This window comes from Mesorhizobium sp. U510 (assembly GCF_059180695.1).
The window spans coordinates 1919253-1937568 of record NZ_CP180532.1; the positions used below are offsets into that span (position 1 = coordinate 1919253).

Annotated in this window: 13 protein-coding genes and 3 pseudogenes; 8 read left to right on the plus strand and 8 right to left on the minus strand. The window is 57.9% G+C overall.

What is annotated here, in order from left to right; genetic code table 11:
- Nucleotides 1-135 precede the first annotated feature (135 nt).
- The 4 genes from ACLGL5_RS11185 to ACLGL5_RS11200 form a co-directional block, all read right to left on the minus strand.
- A complete protein-coding gene (locus ACLGL5_RS11185; RefSeq protein WP_083246539.1) occupies nucleotides 136-357 on the minus strand; it encodes a hypothetical protein in 222 nt (73 codons plus the stop codon).
- On the minus strand, nucleotides 312-1073 hold the full coding sequence (locus tag ACLGL5_RS11190) for a UvrD-helicase domain-containing protein (RefSeq protein ID WP_083246540.1): 762 nt from the start codon (nucleotides 1071-1073) through the stop codon (nucleotides 312-314). Before ACLGL5_RS11190 ends, ACLGL5_RS11185 begins: the two co-directional genes overlap by 46 nt.
- A gap of 226 nt (nucleotides 1074-1299) precedes the next feature.
- Nucleotides 1300-1551 (minus strand): hypothetical protein, encoded by a 252-nt coding sequence (locus ACLGL5_RS11195; RefSeq protein ID WP_141700887.1) that lies wholly within the window; start codon nucleotides 1549-1551, stop codon nucleotides 1300-1302.
- A gap of 195 nt (nucleotides 1552-1746) precedes the next feature.
- Nucleotides 1747-3396, minus strand: coding sequence for a hypothetical protein (locus ACLGL5_RS11200; RefSeq protein ID WP_069090995.1), 1650 nt, complete (start codon nucleotides 3394-3396; stop codon nucleotides 1747-1749).
- A gap of 485 nt (nucleotides 3397-3881) precedes the next feature.
- Here ACLGL5_RS11200 and ACLGL5_RS11205 point away from each other — a divergent pair, with 485 nt between their 5' ends.
- From ACLGL5_RS11205 to ACLGL5_RS11215, 3 genes and pseudogenes are all read left to right on the plus strand, one after another.
- Nucleotides 3882-4925 (plus strand): SIR2 family protein, encoded by a 1044-nt coding sequence (locus ACLGL5_RS11205; protein WP_069090996.1) that lies wholly within the window; start codon nucleotides 3882-3884, stop codon nucleotides 4923-4925.
- Entirely contained in the window at nucleotides 4915-6753 is a 1839-nt protein-coding gene (locus ACLGL5_RS11210) for an ATP-binding protein (protein ID WP_069093269.1), read from the plus strand. The genes ACLGL5_RS11205 and ACLGL5_RS11210 overlap by 11 nt, the downstream gene beginning before the upstream one ends.
- 218 nt (nucleotides 6754-6971) lie before the next feature.
- Nucleotides 6972-7772, plus strand: a pseudogene (locus tag ACLGL5_RS11215) (transposase); the annotation flags it as partial.
- 918 nt (nucleotides 7773-8690) lie between these two features.
- On the opposite strand, the gene ACLGL5_RS11220 reads toward ACLGL5_RS11215, so the two are convergent.
- Nucleotides 8691-9152, minus strand: coding sequence for a toll/interleukin-1 receptor domain-containing protein (locus ACLGL5_RS11220; RefSeq protein ID WP_348628492.1), 462 nt, complete (start codon nucleotides 9150-9152; stop codon nucleotides 8691-8693).
- A 593-nt stretch (nucleotides 9153-9745) separates the two neighbouring features.
- Between ACLGL5_RS11220 and ACLGL5_RS11225 the strand changes: the two genes are divergently transcribed.
- The 5 genes and pseudogenes from ACLGL5_RS11225 to ACLGL5_RS11245 all read left to right on the plus strand — a co-directional run bounded on the left by ACLGL5_RS11225 (nucleotide 9746) and on the right by ACLGL5_RS11245 (nucleotide 15919).
- Nucleotides 9746-10798 (plus strand): hypothetical protein, encoded by a 1053-nt coding sequence (locus ACLGL5_RS11225; RefSeq protein ID WP_069091000.1) that lies wholly within the window; start codon nucleotides 9746-9748, stop codon nucleotides 10796-10798.
- Between the two features lie 640 nt (nucleotides 10799-11438).
- Nucleotides 11439-12261 (plus strand): annotated as a pseudogene (locus ACLGL5_RS11230) (IS3 family transposase); the annotation flags it as partial.
- A gap of 1018 nt (nucleotides 12262-13279) precedes the next feature.
- Nucleotides 13280-13457 (plus strand): annotated as a pseudogene (locus ACLGL5_RS11235) (helix-turn-helix domain-containing protein); the annotation flags it as partial.
- A 197-nt stretch (nucleotides 13458-13654) separates the two neighbouring features.
- Nucleotides 13655-14764, plus strand: coding sequence for a histidinol-phosphate transaminase (hisC, locus tag ACLGL5_RS11240; protein ID WP_069091002.1), 1110 nt, complete (start codon nucleotides 13655-13657; stop codon nucleotides 14762-14764).
- A gap of 126 nt (nucleotides 14765-14890) precedes the next feature.
- Complete coding sequence (locus ACLGL5_RS11245) at nucleotides 14891-15919, plus strand: LLM class flavin-dependent oxidoreductase (protein WP_069091003.1); 1029 nt, start codon at nucleotides 14891-14893, stop codon at nucleotides 15917-15919.
- Nucleotides 15920-16178: 259 nt separating this feature from the next.
- Here ACLGL5_RS11245 and ACLGL5_RS11250 read toward each other — a convergent pair whose 3' ends face one another.
- Genes ACLGL5_RS11250 through ACLGL5_RS11260 form a run of 3 tightly spaced genes read right to left on the minus strand, consistent with a single transcriptional unit; the run spans nucleotide 16179 to nucleotide 18315 of the window.
- A complete protein-coding gene (locus ACLGL5_RS11250) occupies nucleotides 16179-16949 on the minus strand; it encodes a hydroxymethylpyrimidine/phosphomethylpyrimidine kinase (protein ID WP_069091004.1) in 771 nt (256 codons plus the stop codon).
- The gene (locus tag ACLGL5_RS11255; protein ID WP_069091005.1) at nucleotides 16940-17545 is read right to left on the minus strand and encodes a thiamine phosphate synthase; all 606 of its coding nucleotides are present in this window, start codon (nucleotides 17543-17545) and stop codon (nucleotides 16940-16942) included. The genes ACLGL5_RS11250 and ACLGL5_RS11255 overlap by 10 nt, the downstream gene beginning before the upstream one ends.
- Entirely contained in the window at nucleotides 17542-18315 is a 774-nt protein-coding gene (locus ACLGL5_RS11260; protein WP_069091006.1) for a thiazole synthase, read from the minus strand. The genes ACLGL5_RS11255 and ACLGL5_RS11260 overlap by 4 nt, the downstream gene beginning before the upstream one ends.
- Between the last annotated feature and the right edge of the window lies 1 nt (nucleotide 18316).

The window sequence follows — 18316 nt, forward strand, 5'->3', positions numbered from 1 at the left end:
GTGCTTGATAACGACCGGATCGAGCGCCTTGGTGATTTCGGCATAGCTCTTGCGCTCGAAAGGTATTGAGCGACGCGCCAGTTCGGACTCCAGCGTGCTGAGCAGCGTCTCGTCGCTGGCCTGAGCGGAAGTGGTCTAGAAGAAATCGATCTCATTGCGGCGATATGCCTGCCGCTTGTTCTCGGCGTGCTGGGCATAGTCCGCAAAGGGTGAGGTTCCGTCGGCGTTAAGAGCGAAATGCTCGTGCATCGTATCGGTCTGTGGATAGTAGAAATCGGGATGCAGATGGCGGACCGCGCCACCATCTTCCGCTACCGCCGTTTGCCGTTCGTATTCGAAGGTGACGGAATAAGCCAAAGCCAGTTGGCGATCTTCTGTTCCTGCAACGACTTTACGATCACGCCGGACAGGGAACCGATCGTGGCGCTACCCTTTCGGAGGGTGTCCGTCACGTAGCGCTGATAGTCGGCCTGCCTGTCAAATGCCTCGATCGGAATGTCGGCCTTGGGATGCACGACGAGAAGGTCGCTCCACAACCGGGCAAATTCCGGATCACTCTCGACAAGGTTCTGGATGATCGCCTCGATGAACCTGGTTTCGCCAGCGGGATGATCCACCCAATTGGCGAGCTGGGGTGGGCGGCCCTCGACCTCCTCGATGATTCCGCGCCCGAGCGCATGAAAGGTCGTAACACGACATTTGAGGGCGTCCTCCGCGACCTGTAGCTGGGCAGCGATTCTCGTCCTGAGTTCATCGGCTGCGTTTCTGTTGAAGGCTAGGAGCAGGATCTCTTCAGGTCGATAGAGTTGCTTCTCTAAAACGTAGGCGACCTTGCCGACCATTGTCGCGGATTTGCCGGACCCAGCGGAGGCGACGAGCAGGTTGGTGTCCTCCAGCCGGATACAGGCCTCGCGCTGCTGATCGGAAAACGAACGCCTGTCGAGATCGTCAAAGAACGTTTGGAATTTTATCAGTTCCGAGCTGACGAAAGCCTCGTTGTAGGCACGGCGAACGTTCGGGTCCGTTATCAAGGCGAACGAGGCCGGGAGGGAGGCGCTGAGCCCTGCCGGCATCAGGTCTGCGTCTAGAAGCGGGTGAGAGAGGGCGGCCGCCGCAGCGCCGGGAACGTTCGCGATGGCACTGCTGAGATCTCCTTGCGCCAGATATTGTCTGTTGCCTTCGGTGATCTGCCGAAGCCTGTCGTCGACGTCGCACAGGCGTTCCCTATCGCTGGCGATCAGCCCAAAGAGATGAGTATTGATGAACGCACAAAGGTCCGCGGCCAGCTGTGTGGCCGCTTCACCCGATAAGTGCCGACAGGGTGTCTGTTCTGTCGCGAGTTCGTATCTCGACTGTGTGCCACAAGAGGGCTTTGCTGGTGGAAATAGAGACGATGTCGAGGCAGCTGATCTCAATTTCGCGATCTTGAGCCAGCCGGAAATGTACCGATTTTTTCGGGTCTAGGTTCAGCGTCCATTTTCCCGCCGGAAACAGCCGTGCAAAGAAGCCGGGACGGTAGGTCCGCGAGCGGCCAGAAAGCAATTTGGTCAAGGCCACATTCAATACGCCCGCTAAGCATGAGGTGCTTGGCGGGCGAATATCAGCAATAGATTGAAATCTTCCAAATCATCGTGGACGCCAAGACGTTTGCATGCGGACATCGAACGGGTAGCGGCGAGGTCGGCATAGGCGCCTTGAGATCGAAGCGGACACCGACCCTGAGCGGCCGGACGCTTTGACCAACTTCTACAGCGCTTCGTCGTCGCCTTCCATGTCACCGAGAGTTTCTAGATCCAGATCTTCCAAAGCCACATCGTCGATGTCGTCAAAGCCAAGATCTGTGCTGGGCGAGATCGCATCGAAGCTCGCAACCGCATCGTATTTCCGATTGAAGCGGCTTATTGGATGGTTGAAGTAATGCTCATCGAGCATTTTGGTTAGACCGGGAACCTGCAACTTGGCAACGTATGATCTCACGCCTGGGCCTGCCAAATAGCCAACCGTGTAACGACGAGTCCGCTTGGCGGCCTCGTCGAGTATCGCAACGGCCTCGGCCGAAAAACCGCCCGTAGTCCAGAATTCAAAATGGATCGCTTTGCTGGCATGCCCCTCCTGGCCACGCAGCGTGGCGTAGATGCCTGGCACCTTCTTTTCGAGCCATTCCTTCACTTCGCCCCCGCCTATCATATGATCGGGCTGGTATCCCTTGCACTCGTAGACCCAGCTTTCATGGGATTTTACCCGCAGCACGTCGATCTCGGCTTTGAACCCATCAGAACTGGCGACGCGCCGCCCAATATCGATCGAACCTCCGTCGGTTGCGTGGGTCGAATGTCCTACGAGCATCTCGAAGAGCGCGCCTCTCAGATTGCCTGCGGCACCTTCGATCTGCCCCAATCGATCAAAGAGCTCGATCATGACCTCCGGCTTTCCGACCGCCACTGCTGCTGCCTTGCTCAGCGTCCGAAGAAGCGTTGCAAGCCCAATCGCCACGTCTTTGCCAAACAACGTGTAGGGCGTAGCCATGATAATCCCGCGTGACTTTCCGAGGCGGAACGCTTCTCGCGTGAATCTGTCGGCGATCATCAACGGCATCAGCGGCGGGAGGTTTCGCATTGCGGCCGACAACCTGCATTTGCGAACAAATGCTGCGATCGCGACTTCATCAACAATCTCGCCAACTACGGCGTCACAGACAAGAAAGCCCGGCTGGCGTTTACGCGCCTTGTCGTAGCGGACCATTGGCGACAAATACGTCGGACCACAAAGATCCCAGTTGAAGGTGCCAAAACGCGGCAGCGCTCCATCATTCCGTAGCGTGATCTTGTCGTAACTGGCCATACCGAGGCGGCGTGCCCAGTCTCGCACGGCGAGCAGCAGAATTTTCTCGGTTAGCAGCCGTGCTGGCAATCTAGAGATGTCGGCGCGCCCGAGAAATCCCTTCGCCCCGAGCGCAACGCATTCGCCGACTCCCTCCACATTAACGGTGCTTATCAGCTTAACTGCTTCCAGCCGCTCAAGCACAGTGTTGCTGGCCACTTGGCCGCGCTGCAATATCGGCGAACCGCTGATAATCGAGAAATGTTCGCGCGGAACGATCCCGCCTCGCGCTCGCAGTGCGGCCAGGGCAGGACCATACGCCGGGCTGGCGACGCTGACGGCGTGTGCCAATGCAGTCCAATACCGTTCGCCGTTGTAGTCAGATTCGTGGTAGAAAAATCGCACGCCCCTTGGAAACACGAGTCCAGCAAGCCGGTGTACACCGCCAGTGCCACGAGAAATCCTTTTACGTGCGGCCTCGGGTGTCAAACCCTGGGATTCAAGCTTGCGCGCAAGCTCGGTCGACAGACAGGGTCCGTCCCGCTTTATGATGCTCTCGACTAGGTTTCCAGACATAGTGTTCTCAGCTGTCACGCAGCGCTATTTATAACAATACTTCTACCAGCCAGAACGCGGTTTTTTCGCCTTTGATAAAATTCATAAAATTCATATAGTTACGGTGCGTTTTTTTGGGCAGCAGAAGCCATTTTGTCACGATGAGGGAAAAGGAAGGTCCAACATCGCGATCGGCGCGTCTGATTTTGCTCAATCGTTAGTGCATATCAAAGAGCGTGATCCCGTGTGATTGCAACCAGTTTTCCCTCACTCGCGAGCGAACATCGTTCCGGATGACAAAAATCGCGGGCCATCAGAACGGGAACCTATCCCCGCATCCGCAAAGTTGCCGCATTGCTCGCAAATCGGGCCGGGTCCCGTGCCAGAACGCCCCGGTGCCTCCGGCTGATGCCGCCATTATGAAAAACAAAACATAGCTTCGCGGCAGACGGACAAATCAGATACGTTGCCTCTACGCAAAAAGACGAAATATCCTTGGGGGGTAAATGGTCGACATCGTAGAAGTTACGGCGGATAGTGAGAGTACGGCAAAATTTCTGCAGTCCTACATCCAGTCAGGAAGTATGAACTTCCTGATTGGTTCGGGCGCATCGTTCCCGGCCATCCCGACCGCAGGCAACATCGAGCAAGAAATCAACGCGTTGCTCACCGGCGGGAACGAGGAAGGGGCAAGCCGGAGATGCCTCGCATTTATCGAACAGATCGACAGCATCCACGCCCAGATAGCTGCCGCTGACGAAGCAAACCCAATTCATGGCGTGGCTCAAAACTACAAATCGTTTCTCGCGACAATCGATCGCATGTTGTTCGCGCGTAAGAACATCCTGCTGCCCCGGCAGGCGACGGTGTTTACGACAAACTACGACATGTTCCTGGAACACGCGTCGAGCCTCGTGCCGTCAGTTATCCTGAACGACGGGTTCGAGCGATCATCCAGCTTGAGCCCTGAATTCAGCTTCACGCCTGAACGCTATTTTGACCGAACGTACCGGTCGGGGCCGGTTTACGGACATCAGATCGAGATCCCGACGATCAATCTCGTAAAGCTCCATGGATCATTGTCATGGCGCCGCAAGGCGGATTCTATTGTCTTCGATCCAAGTCCCGTTCCCAAACTGACGGAGGACCAAAAGGCCGTCATCGATGAGGTGAACGGCTACCTGCAGAAGCACTTTCTCATTCTGCCCAACTTCCGGAAATTTCATGCAACCCTGATGGAGAGGGTCTACTACGACCTCCTTCGCTTGTTCTCGAAGGCGATGGATAAAGAGAACACCGTGCTCATCGCATTTGGATTCTCGTTCGTGGATGAGCATATCCTGGATTTAACGCGCCGTGCGTTACGCAATCCGACGACCCAGCTCATCATCGTTTCCTTCGATCACGCGTCGGCCGCCGGCTACGAGTCGAAATTTTCGAAGCAACGCAACGTCAGCATTCTCGCGCCTGCAGCGGGGGTCACCATCGACTTCAAAAGCTTCAACGGCATGCTGACGTCGATTCTGCCGGGTGTGGCCGATGGCATCTGAGCCCGACCGTCTTGCAAGAGAAGCCGCGCTGAGGGTTGGCGAGGTGTCCGCCGTAACCGGCCGCAAGGTCTTTATTTCTGTCGATACTGACAAGAATCTATCCGAGCTGTTTTTCGACGGGGACGTGCTGCGCAACATTGCGGTCGGCAGCTACGTCGAAGTCCGCAAGGGTTTTCTATCCCTCATCGGCAAAGTCGAGGGGGAGAACGCGCAGGCCGAAGATCGCAAACCCAGTGCGCTCGCCTATCTGAACGGCAAGCGCATTCTGACGGTTACACTCGTTGGCTTTCTAGATCACAAGGGCGCATTTTTCGGTGGCACCAAGGAGTTGCCGCTGGTTGGAAACGAAGCGTTCCTGCTGACAAAGGCGAAGGTGCATCAGGTTCACAACCTGGTTGTAAAGAACGGCGTCGCGCTCGACGTCGCCCGATCGGAATACGAAGGGTATGACATCGCACTCCCGGTCGACGGGCTAATGAACAGCCATATTGCGATTTTCGGCAACACGGGCAGCGGCAAGTCGAACACGCTGGCAATGATCTACCAGGAGTTCATCGCCAAGATGCGCGCTCGCAATGTGGCGGCGTTCGAAGCGAATTCGCGCATCCTTTTGTTCGATTTCAACAATGAATATGTCGGCGCGAATTGTCTGACGCCGCACAAGACAGTTTTGCAGCTGTCTACGCGCAACGACACCGGCGACAAGATACCGCTCGGTGCGGCCGGCTTCGCTGACATCGAGATCGTCAGCATCCTCGCGGATGCGACAGAGAAAACGCAAAAGCCGTTTCTGAAGCGAGCGCTGGCGCTTCAGCAAAAAGTCGCGGATAGCGAGAACCCATTGGCATATATGCGCAACATTCTGCGCATGCAGGTCACTCAGATCCTCCAGATGTCTGACAAGATCCGCGTAGACCAATTGATGGACTACCTGCGGCAAATTTTGCCTGAGGTCGATGCAGAAGGGGAGCGCGTCGAGCTCGCGGCCGATCTTGATTGGTACAACACGCAGAACGAGTTCAAACTAAGGGGCACGAATTTTTTCCTGAAATCCACACCCGACCAGATACCGAACACAGTCGTCTACGGTCACGTTGAAAACTTCGAATTTGCAAACGACACTGTGACGGATCTCGTCACGTTCACCTATGTGCAGCTCGTCTGGGACGTGCTGCACAACCGGGCACAGAACGAGCATATCGCCCCGGCCATCAACAAGCTTAAAAGCAAGCAGGCCGATATCCGCAAAATCTTCAGTGCCGATCCGGCGGCCAATCTGTTCGAGTCGAACGTGCTCGTCATCGCGCTTGGCGACGCCAATCTCGAGATGAAGAAGACGGTACCGTTGCTCGTCGCGAAAAAAGTCTACGAAGATCACAAGCGGCTCGGCCCAAACCGGTCGCTCAATTTGGTGATCGATGAGGCGCACAACATTCTCTCACGTGAGTCGTTTCGCGAGTCGGAAAGTTGGAAGGACTATCGCCTGGAGACGTTCGAGGAGATCATCAAGGAAGGACGGAAATTCGGCGTTTTCGTAACGATCTCTAGCCAGCGTCCAAATGACATTTCGTCAACGATCACTTCGCAGGCCCATAACTATTTCATCCATCGGCTCATCAACCAGAAGGATCTGCAGTCGATAGCGAGTGCGGTGTCCTATATCGACAAGCTGACCGAGGAATCGATCCCGACATTGCCCACCGGAACATGCATTTTCAGCGGGATTGCGGGGCAGATGCCTTTGAAGCTAGCTATCCGGCCGCTTGAGGAACAACTTCAGCCGAGAAGCGCGACCGTTCGTTTCCAAGACATCGTTCCCACCGCTTGAACCGCCTTGTTGCCCCCGCTGAGCAAACGCAGAGGAAGTGTCGCTCTTATGTCGGCGGCCCCAGTGTTCTGCGACCTCATATCCGCGAACATCCTGCAGATCGCGTGGCGACCGATCCGGCGATCCTCGAAGTTTCTGGGACGGCTTCGACGCGTCGGCCCGGAGCCGGCGCACTGACGCCCAAACTCCATAAGCTGAGGATGCGCGGCGTGCTGCTGCACGTGCGCGCGACGTCGGCGCAGCACAGCAAGGCCGACAAGGCCGCTACGCTCGGCATCGCCCATTTGATGCGCACGGATCCGCGAGTTGCTACCTGACACAGGTTCTGCCGACCAGCAGACGCAATTTGAAGGCGAAGTCCTCAACCCGCTGAACACCATCCAAAGTACGCTGAAGTCGTTCGGCCTGCGGTCGAGCAAGATCGGACGGGGAGCGTTCGACTAGGCGGTGCGCCAGGCTATGGCAGACGACCCGCTATCGTCCGAGCTGATGGACGCCATGCTGTCGGCGCGCACGACGCTGTGGAGGCAGTATTGCCGGCTGCAGGATCTCGTCGTCGATATGGTGGTACGCAGCGAGCTGTGCCGACGCTTCATGGCGATCCCCGGCGTCGGCCCGGTCACAGCACTTTCATGGCGATCGACGATCCGTCGCGCTTCCGCCGCTCACGCAATCTCGCGGCCTAGACCTCGCGGCGATGGCAATCGGGCACCTCGATCGACATCCAGGGTCGTACATCGAAGGCCGGCGATGCTGATGTGCGACGCTCGCTCTACGAGGCGTCGGGGCTGATGACGCGCTTCAAGGGCAGGGACAAGGTCACGAACTGCGGACAGGCGATCGCCAAACGCTCCTGCCACCGCAAAGCCTGTGTCGCCGTGGCGCGCAAGCTGGCGGTGATCATGCACGCGCTATGGAGCGACGGAACGTTCTGTGCCGGCAATTCCACGATGAACCGAAGCGATGCTGCCCGGCGCGCTCATATCAAGGATCGCAGGGTGTCGGGAGCGCATCGATGAACGGTGCAACGGAAGTTGAAACGCATGGCGTCGGCACACTGACCGGCGCCATCTGACACAAGAGATCCGCTCTGGCGGATGAGGACTGATGCCGATCAGGAACGACGGAACGCACTTTATCTTGCCTGCGGCCGCGCCGATCGCGAGACGGTCGGACCGCGCCGGATTGCCTGTGACGATGCTCCGTCAGTCCGATGGAAAAGTGCGCCACGACGGTTCCCGTGCTGCTTTCATGCAGCCGGTAGACCCCATCGCACAGCGCGGAAGACTGCACTGGGCATCGGGACTCGACGCTAGAATACGGAATCGTGGCATGGAGTATAGAAGAGTGTCCTGTCGTAGATTGGAGGAGAGACGACGATGGCAAGCGAGTCCCGGAAAGCACAATCGATTAAGACGGCAAGATAAAAGGGCGCACATTGTGCGGCGCTCGGTTGGTTGTTTTTGCTGGTGTTTTCGCCATTTCCCGCACATTGCGATCCTTTGCTGCAATGTGCGATTTTATAATAAGTTATTGATCTGGTGTGAGAATCTACAAGGTGCGAAGTGCATCCGCTGGCTATACCGGGTTCGCCTCTTGTCTTTCAAACGTCTGCACCGGGGCCGTCAGCGGAATTGCAGCTTCCGACACAAGAGTCGAGATAGCGGACACACCACCTGGCCGTCCGAGCTCGCGTGGGAGCAGCCGCTTGGACAAGCGATGTTGCCTTCCTCCGCCTTCGAGCGCTGGTTCGGGTCGCCACGGGCGTGGGAGGCCGACTGTCAGCAGGGATCGACGAGGGCGCGCCGGTGCTTAGCGTGACGCCACCGGGCCGAGGTATTGCGGTGGGTTCATCGTACATGTAACTGCCGCAGGTCGCTGGTGCTCATGTCCGGAACACCTGACCTTCGGCGCTTCGCCCACCCGGCGCGTTGATGCTAGGTGGTGACCAGTTCAGCTAGCTTGGCCGCTACATCTGTCATCGGCATTTCTGCTGTGTCCAGCCCGTTCCGCGAGGCGAGCATAGGGCTGACTTCGCGGAGAGCATCGTAGGTGGTGTTATGGATGATGGGAACAAGTTGATCGCGCTGCAGGAGCACGGAAAGCTCCTTGTCTGCGACGCCCCCAGACGGAAGGCTCTTCAGCAGAGAGGGAGTCACCAGCACGATCCCAATCCGCGACTTCGCCAGCCCCTTGTCGATGGCGCGGAGAAATGGCTCGCCAAGTCCGATGTCATTCTCACTAAACCAGACCGACACCCCTTGCCCGACGAGAAGGTCATTCAGCTCCTTGGCGGGCCCCTGCCGGTCGTCCCATGCGTGGCACAAGAAGATGTGCCGAAGATCGGGTAGCGGCGCTCGTCTTTCTACGGTTTCTCGGATCGGGGTGAGCGCCCGCACTTCTTCCGGCGTGTAGAACTGGCTCGAGCCAGCTCCTGACCAGCGTGGCTTTGCGGTACGACGAGATCCGCCACCGCTACTCCGACCGCCCCCACTGCTTCCCGACGATGAGTAAGAAGGTGTGTAGGACGGGATATAGGACGAGGTGTAAGATGACCTATAGCCGCGATAGCGGGGGCCGCACACTGGGCAATCCGCTCCGCCGCCGCGTATATGACCTCTTACTGGTGCTGTGCATCTAGCCATGCGGCTGAGCTAGCACAAAATGGGAACATCTGGAAGGGGTGAGCAGCCGACCGCTATAGGCAGCTGTCGATTCACGCTCGAACGATTCGACTTGTGTCGCGTTGCCGCCGAAGCTCGTTCACTCGGTGAAGGTTAGCTCTTTCGACTTAGCCGCCCGAAACCCGCGAGTCCGCTTGCCACCCCACGACGAACATGGCAGGCAAGGCATTGTGCGCGTCTGCTGAAATTGCCGTCGGCACTTGGGCAACTGATCGGCGATTTCTGGCATCGCGTGACTTCCCCCGCTATTGTGCCACCGACGCCTGCGTCTGCCCCATGAATTGCCGTCAAACTATGCGGATTCGGTCATGGGCAAAATGAAGGAACTGCAGATTGAGTTGATGAATCTTGGTCGCGACTGGGAAGAGTTTCTCAGGCGGGCATTGTCGCAAACCGACGTTGGTCGTGCTGGTCGGATGAAGCCGGAGGAGTCCCCGGATTCGGAAGAGGAATGGGAGATGTTCCGATGGGAGCCTGATCTCTCATTCACACCGGCAGACGAAACCAAGCCGGTCGCCGTTGAAATCAAGATACTCCGTTGGCAGCACGACTGGCACACGTGGGTGAGAGATGCGCACAGCCACTTGCGTCAGGTGGTAGTCCGCGGGCCTTACTCACGCGGAATCCTGATCCTGACAAAAGATTTGAGCGACGCGGATCGCAGTCGCGTCGACACATCAGGGTTGGATGGCGAGGTCGAGGTTTGGGGACTCAGTGACCTACGCAAGATTGTCGCTGATGATGACGACCTTGCTGAACAGCTGGAGGACCTGATCGCTGATACCGTCATTGACGCCGTCGTCGAAAGACCGGCGTCAGGTTCACCCAATCAAGGAAGCATTCTGGCGGCCAAACTCCGTTCAATCGAACCAGGGCAAAAAGGCTGGCAGGCGTTTGAAATTGCCTGCGAAGAAGCAATTCGCTTCCTGTTCAGCGCCCACCTCTCAAACCTTTCTCGTCAGCAACGAACCAACGACGATCTAAACCGTATGGACCTTGTCGGCAGGATTAAGTCGGCCGGGGCATCGTTCTGGTCCGATTTGGCGGCCGACTTCTCGACCAGATATGTGGTCTTCGAAGCCAAGAACCACGACGAGCCGATTGGGCAGCAAATCCAGATCACCGAGAAATATCTCATGGCCAATGGCCTGAGAACTGTGGCGATCGTCATCGCTCGAGAAGGCGCGTCGAAGAGCGCCACCGCTGCGGCAGAGGGGGCACTCCGGGAAAATGGAAAGTTCATCCTAACCATCTCGCGCGCTGATCTCTGCACGATGCTTGAAGGAGCAACTAAAGGCGATAATCCTGAAAATAGACTTTTCGAGCTTATGGATGCTTTTCTGATGGCTCTCGGTAGGTAATCGGATTGAGTTTGATGATGACGGATCGTTTCATCAACAGCCCCCAGTGGTAGCGGGAGAGGGACTTGAACCCCCGACCCCAGGATTATGATGCCTTGTGTCAAGGGGCTATGTCTCTGCCCGCGCAGCGCCGGGACGAGAAAATCAGTGAACACCCGGACCACCGGGCGCATGAAGCGGATTGATGGGTATGCCAGGGAGGCCTCGGAAGGCTTGACCTCGAAGCCCGGGGAGATTTCCGCGGCCAATTCCTCGGACACCAGCAGTTCGTGCACCAGCCCGACTGCATACTGCGCGGATTGGGCGATCTTGGTGTCCGCCTCGTGCGCACAACCTCTGCAATGGTGTGAGATTCTAACTGATGCGACGAGGAGGCTCTGACAAGCTATAGGCTCTGACGCGCGCCATCCATTTGAAGCGAACTGAAGGCGGAGACAACTTGCTCCACTGAGATGTTGTGCATGCTGCCGCTTCCGTCGAGGCGCACGCCCTTGTCGGAAAATCGGAAACCCCACTCCTCTGGCTTCGTGGGACCAAACAATCCGATGGCCGGAATGCTTCATAAGTCAGCGACATGAAGACCGATAGAGTCGACACCGGTTCGCTGGAACGACTGCACTACCGAGCAACTACCTTTGGAAGCAGGCCGGACGACCGCGAGGTTCGCGAGCGGATGAAGGCGATCGCGCAGGAGCGTCGCCGGTTCGGCTACCGGCGTCTTCTCGTGATGCTGAGGCGGGAGGGCCTGGTCGTGAACCACAAGAAGCTGTTCCGGCTCTATCGGGAGGAGAAGCTCGCCGTTCGCCGCCGTGGCGGCCGCAAACGGGCGATCGGGACCAGGGCGCCGATGCTGGTGCCGCTGAGGCCCGACGAGCGCTGGTCGCTCGACTTCGTATCGGACCAGCTCACCGACGGGCGACGACGCTTCCGCATCATGGCCGTCGTCGACGACTGCACGAGAGAGTGCCTGGCACTCATCGTTGATACGTCTCTCTCGGGCATGCGGGTTGCCCGCGAATTGGACCGGCTCATCACCGAGCGCGGCCGGCCGAGGATGATCGTCAGCGACAATGGCAGCGAGTTTACCTCGAACGCCATCCTCTCTTGGGCGGATCAGAACCGCGTCGAATGGCATTACATTGCGCCCGGCAAGCCGATGCAGAATGGCTTCATCGAGAGCTTCGACGGCCGACTGCGCGATGAACTGCTCAACGAGACGCTGTTTACCTCGCTGGCTCAGGCGCGCGTAGCCATCGCCCTGTGGCGCGCCGACTACAACACCGCGCGGCCGCACTCCCAAATCGCCTGGCAGACACCCGGCCGAGTTCGCCACCACCTTCACTCCGCGACGGACGCTCGCGCTGCGCTATGCCAAAGGCTCCGCGCCAGCCGCCGGTCGCTTCACCCGCCCAGTAGGGCACAACCCACGCCGGAAACGAACTCAAAACTGGATAAAAACTGGAGGCAACGACAGCGGGCTAGACGGAGTGGGCATGGCCCGCATATCCACTCCATGGATGCACTATATCCAAACAATCAAGTTTACCGATCCGTCATGATGCTGCAATGGCCCTACCGGCCCGAGATGTGTCTCGCCTGGCAGCCGCCGCCTCAAACCATCGTTGATTTGCAGATCCTTGGCGCGCTGTGCAATTTGGCGGACCATGTATCGATCAATGGAGCGGATCAGCTTGCTTCTAATGGCCGCCGTTTGCTTTTCGGGCGTCGCACCTGATTTCCTTCAAAAAGAGATGCAAGAAGCGTTCGATCCGGCACTGACCCTTAAGCGGGGGGCTGGTTTGAGTCGATGCCGGACCGAACCGTCTCAGGGCAACGCCGGCTTTCTGGTGGGAGATTGCGACCACGTCGCGGCTAAAACGTGGCGATAATGTGATACGGAATCACCGATTCCAACACGCACTTCGAAAATGTGACCTAGACGTTTGGGAAACGGCGCAGCGCAGCTGGTCGGCGGGACAGGGGGCCATCAGCCGCTCCGCGAGGTGGGCAAAGGTCAAGACCTTGTCGCGATTTTGATGAAATCACGCCGGAGTCGCGGTCGGCCCTCGTAGATGACATCGTCGCGATGGCGGTCGCCACGCCACTGCGCCAGCTTTGCCAGGAGCTGATTAGACTGATGGCCCGGGCCATCAGCACCGGCACCGCGGGGACGCCGGGGCAGACATTCTGCCGTTCGATATCATCTACCGGAGGTATATGAAACTGATGGAATTCTATCATGAGCGCAGAGTTTCCTTTCGCGGATGAAAGAAAGCTCGATTGACTCGCCCGCCCCATTCCGGTCTCGTGAATCAACGTGCGGTTGCGGCCTGGAGAAGTCAGTCGACGGTCGCGATTCATGAAAGGAAACCCATGGCCAGGCATCACACCGCTGTGCACTCGACACGTCGCGGCGCCCCGACTTACGGCCAGGGCATTTTTCGCGCTTGCCCGTGACCGGTCAAAATCCGCGGTGCGAGTATGTCAAATCGCGAGCGTGTCATCGCGGCCGTGGAGAGATGTGGCTCGGTGCAGGCAAAGGCGGCGCCTGCTTGGACTGACGCCGCGCCAGATTGGATACCCGCTGAGGAAATACGGCATCAGATCAAGCGTTCTTGAAAGGCCGACCGAGGCAAATATCAGGGACAAATCAAGTTAGTGGTTAGGCGGAGCCTTGGCCCGATGACGAGTGGATGCGGACCTGAGCGTCGGGTCAATCCGACCCGGGAGGACAGCCCGCCCGACCTCGAGGGTCAATGTGCTGACAACGGCGGTGTGAACGCACCGTCGGTCGGCCATGTGCTCTAGACCATCAGTTCATCGCGGCTTCCCTCTGCGACTGAAACGGAGAAAAACATGTCCGATGCAAAACTTCAGAGTGTGCTTTCGTCTCTTTCGCAAGTGGCGAGACAGTTAGATGCTCTGCCATCCGATAGACCAGCGCCGGATTCAGGTTGGGTAAAACTAAACACGAATGAGAACCCGTTCCCGCTTCCAGCAATCATAATGCAAAGCGCGATTGCAGCTCTCGAACGGCAGTATCTATATCCAGAAGACGATAACATCAGCTTGAGGGAAGCAGCCGCGAATGCCTACAGCGTCTCCATGGATCAGGTGATCGCCGGCAACGGATCGTCTGAACTGCTTGGACTTGTCTACAGAGCTTTCCTTGCCCCGGGGGATAGCGTGGCGATGATGTCGCCAGGGTTTTCGTTCAACCGCAAACTTGCAACGTTGCAGGGTGCTCAATTTGTCGAAATCGAATTTAGCGAAGATCATTCCTTGCCGATGGAGCAATTGCTCTGCGGTCCTGCAAAGGACGCCAAGTTCATTCTGCTAGCCAATCCGAACAATCCGACTGGAACGTTCGTTCCGGTGGCCGATATCGAACGCCTGGTGGCGAAATCGGACCGCTTGATCGTGCTGGATGAGGCCTACGTCGACTTTGCACCCGAGAATGGTCTACGCCTCATCAATCGCTATTCGAACCTTCTGGTCTTAAGGACATTTTCGAAAAGCTATGCTGCCGCCGGCGTTCGCGTCGGTTTCGGTTTCGGTCATCCTGAAATTATCGGCAGGCTACGCAACATCCAGAACGTCTTCAACATGAATGTGATCGGGCAGGCGGTCGGTATCAGCGTCCTTGCGCACCGCGCCGCCTATGCAGACAACCACAGACACATCAGGCATGAACGACGGCGAGTGACGCTCGCGCTGTCGCAACTTGGATTTTCCGTAATCCCTTCCCACGCAAACTTCTTGCTTGCCCGCGTGCCAACGGGACAGGACGGCTCATGGTGGCAATCAGCCTTCGCAAGGCAAAAAATACTTGTTGCCGTCTTTCCAGATAAAGGTTTGGAAAATTACATCCGCGTCAGCATCGGTACAAAAGAGCAAATGGATGCGTTTCTTCGTGCCGCTAGTCGTATTAGCAGAATATTGAATATGTCAACACCCCCGCATTAGGTTGCTAAGGTTCTGCTTTAGCATTTCGCAGGCAATAATCCGAGCGATTACACGAGCGAGAAATCTTTAAATGGCTTGCAATACGCAAGCAACCGGACTTGTTGCGTCAAAAATGGAGACAATATCATGGATAAGGCCTTTCCTTCAGGCCTAGCTGTCGGCATCTTCGATCATCTGGACGAGGACGGCCCCGATATCGCCCGACAGTACGAAGATCGCCTGATGTTAGCGGAGGCGTGCGATCACCTTGGGTTCTATGCATATCATCTCGCAGAGCACCATTGTACCCCACATGGGAGAGGTCCCTCACCGAATCTGTTCTTGTCGAGCGTAGCCCAGCGAACCCGGCGCCTTCGTGTCGGCCCGTTGGTAATGCTGCTTGCCCTCTATCATCCGCTACGTGCGTTCGAAGAGATCTGTATGCTGGACCAATTGAGCGGTGGCAGGCTCGAACTTGGGATAGGGCGCGGCTCGCTCCCGATCGAATTGGGTTACTTCGGGATTGGCTCGGACGCGGCGCCAAACCACTATGCGGAAGCCAGCGAAATTCTTATCAATGCGCTGAAGGGCGGCACGCTATCCTATCAAGGTCGCCATTTTGAGTTGAACAGCGTTCCGCTGACGCTAAGAACTCATCAGCGTCCACATCCGCCGACTTGGATCGCCACCAATCGACCGGAATCGGCAGTCTGGGCCGCTGCGAATGGCGTGAACATCGCGTGCGTGGGACCTTCCTCTTCCGTTCGAAGAATCACTGATGCCTTCCGCGCCGGTCGAGAGCACACCAGTGAGGCGGACGACCAAACGCCATTTCTTGGATTGCTCCGAATGGTCGTGATTGGGCGTTCTGAAACAGATGCACGTTCACTCGCCGCACCTGCTTACGAACGGTGGCTAAAGAGCTTTAAATTCCTTTATGATCTCAATGGCATGCCGACTCCACCAAACCTGCCGCTGACCTTCGATGCAGCAATCGAGAAGGAATTGTGCGTAGTAGGAACGGCAGCTTCTGCGGGACAAGCTCTTCTTGATCAGCTGGAAGCGGCAGGTGCAAACTACCTCCTTTGTCAACCGGCGTTTGGGAATCTGTCGTTAGATGCTTCCCTATATACCGCAACGGCGATTCAATCCGCAATTATGGCTCGAGTTGGCTAAACCCGGTTCGAACGTTCGCTCACCCAACAACGTGCCAAGCGGCATGCGGTCGCTAGCGACGACTAGGTGCGGGTTCGGATGACCCATCAAACTGTTGGCACAGAGGCATACGGCTCCTCCTCAAAGCGGCGTGTTGTTCATGGGCGAAAGCGACCGTGTATGCCGCATTTTCACCCCTCGGATAGGGCCTTCATGTCCTAGGAGTAGACCCACGATCGCCTGCCAGACTTGATCGGAGCGTTGGATACGTTCGGCCCGATCAGCTTATCGGCCCGATGTCCTTCGATCCGGCAAGCGCATCGAAAACATGTTGCTTGGCTTGGCGCACGCTCGCTTCCAGCGACGCTCCAAGAGCAAGCGAGGCGGCGACTGCGCTGGCCATCATGCAACCCGTTCCGCGCATCCCACGCGGCAAGCGGGGCGCCTCGAACCGAACGGCAGGTTGGTTCGGCTGCAAAAGCACGTCGACGCAACGGGTTCCTTGTGCATGGCCGCCCTTGACGAGTACGGCGGTCCTCACCGTCCTCGATAGCTCTTCAGCCTGACGACAAGCCCCTTCTTCGTCCGCGGCCGGTGACGAGCCGTTAAACGCAGCCAGCTCGACCAGGTTAGGCGTTACAAGCCGGCAGATCGGCATCAGATCGTGGCGCAGCATATTAATGGCATCGTCCGCCAGCAGATTGCGTCCCGAGGTAGAGGCCAGGACCGGGTCGAGTACCACAGGCACTTGGCGGTTGACCAAAACAGCGCCGACTGCCTCAACAGCCGCCGATGTCCCAATCATGCCTATCTTGACGGCCGCCACAGCGTTGGCAGCGAACGCGGCGCGCATCTGAGCGGCGACAAGCTCCGACGGCACAAGCTTGACGTGCTCGACAGCCGAGTGCGTCTGGACTGTCACGGCGGTGATGGCAAGACAACTGCGCAGCCCGAAGGCGGAAACCGTTTCTATATCGCGGGCAATTCCAGCTCCACCGCTGGAGTCCGACCCGCCAACGACAAGCACATGGGGTTCTCGCCTCAGCGCCATCGCTCCGTCTTTTCGATCCATTCTCGTGTGCGCCCTTCGGGATCGGCATTCAGCGTGATGTCGGTGACCACCGCCGCGCTGTCGGCGTCAGCCGCGAAAACTCCGTCGAGCCTGTCAGGGTTGAGACCGCCAATGGCGACCAATGGGATTGGCGCTACCCGATGCTTCCACTCTCTGATCCGTTCGAGCCCTTGCGGCGCCCATTTCATCTTTTTCAGGATGGTGGGATAGATCGGACCGAGTGCGATGTAGTCGGGCATGGCCGTTATGGCCGTTTCCAATTCTGCATGATCATGAGTGCTGAGCCCGAGCCTCATGCCGGCCGCCCGTATCGCCAAGAGGTCGGCGGTTTGTAGATCCTCCTGGCCGAGATGAACGAAGTCGCAGCCTTCCTCGATTGCCAGGCGCCAGTGGTCGTTGACGATGAGCTGGCTTTGGTGCTCGTCGCACAAGGCCTTTGCCTTGCGGATTTCGGCGCGCAGTCGGTCCTCGCCCATGTCCTTGATGCGAAGCTGAACCAGCTTGACGCCGAGTGGTGCCAACCGCCCAATCCAGGCGGCACTGTCGACGATCAGGTAGAAGGGATCGAGCTTCATGAGAAAACCGCCCTGCCGATCGTCGGTGTCGAGGGCACGGCGACGTCACGCGGTTCAAGCATTCCCGAACTGAAGGCTTCGCGACCGGCGGCGACCGCCTTGCCGAACGCACGGGCCATGCCGACCGGATCGGCCGCCTTGGCGACCGCCGTATTCAGGAGCACGGCGTCAAAGCCGAGTTCCATGACGGTGGCCGCGTGCGACGGCCGTCCGAGCCCCGCATCCACGATCAGCGGGACGCCAGGGAGATGGCCGCGCATCGAACGCAGTGCCATCACGTTGACCGGCCCGAGGGCGGAACCGATCGGTGCGCACCACGGCATCAAGACCTTGCAGCCCCCCTCCAGCAGCCGCTCGGCGACGACAAGGTCATCGGTGGTATAGGGGAATACATCAAAACCGTCCTCGCACAGGATGCGGGCGGCTTCGACCAGGCCGAACACGTCCGGTTGCAGAGTGTCGTGGTTGCCGATCACTTCGAGCTTGATCCAGCTCGTGCCGAAGACGTCGCGCGCCATTTTCGCAGTGGTCACCGCTTCCTTGACGGAATGACAGCCAGCAGTATTGGGCAGGATTCTGACGCCCAGCGAGCGGATCAACGACCAGAATTTCTCACCGGCCCGACCGCCTGCCATCTCACGGCGCAGCGAGACGGTCACCACCGACGTGCCCGATGCCTTGACCGCATCGGCAAGGATGGCCGGCGAAGGATATTGCGCGGTGCCGAGAAGCAGGCGGGAAGGAAGCGTCGTCCCGAGAAGCTCGAACATG

Bases quoted from the DNA above. Each gene is read 5' to 3' on its own strand.
- ACLGL5_RS11190 (WP_083246540.1), bottom strand. From the start codon at position 1,073: ATGCCGGCAGGGCTCAGCGCCTCCCTCCCGGCCTCGTTCGCCTTGATA.
- ACLGL5_RS11200 (WP_069090995.1), bottom strand. From the start codon at position 3,396: ATGTCTGGAAACCTAGTCGAGAGCATCATAAAGCGGGACGGACCCTGT.
- ACLGL5_RS11205 (WP_069090996.1), top strand. From the start codon at position 3,882: ATGGTCGACATCGTAGAAGTTACGGCGGATAGTGAGAGTACGGCAAAA.
- ACLGL5_RS11210 (WP_069093269.1), top strand. From the start codon at position 4,915: ATGGCATCTGAGCCCGACCGTCTTGCAAGAGAAGCCGCGCTGAGGGTT.
- ACLGL5_RS11225 (WP_069091000.1), top strand. From the start codon at position 9,746: ATGGGCAAAATGAAGGAACTGCAGATTGAGTTGATGAATCTTGGTCGC.
- hisC (WP_069091002.1), top strand. From the start codon at position 13,655: ATGTCCGATGCAAAACTTCAGAGTGTGCTTTCGTCTCTTTCGCAAGTG.
- ACLGL5_RS11245 (WP_069091003.1), top strand. From the start codon at position 14,891: ATGGATAAGGCCTTTCCTTCAGGCCTAGCTGTCGGCATCTTCGATCAT.
- ACLGL5_RS11250 (WP_069091004.1), bottom strand. From the start codon at position 16,949: ATGGCGCTGAGGCGAGAACCCCATGTGCTTGTCGTTGGCGGGTCGGAC.
- ACLGL5_RS11255 (WP_069091005.1), bottom strand. From the start codon at position 17,545: ATGAAGCTCGATCCCTTCTACCTGATCGTCGACAGTGCCGCCTGGATT.
- ACLGL5_RS11260 (WP_069091006.1), bottom strand. From the start codon at position 18,315: ATGTTCGAGCTTCTCGGGACGACGCTTCCTTCCCGCCTGCTTCTCGGC.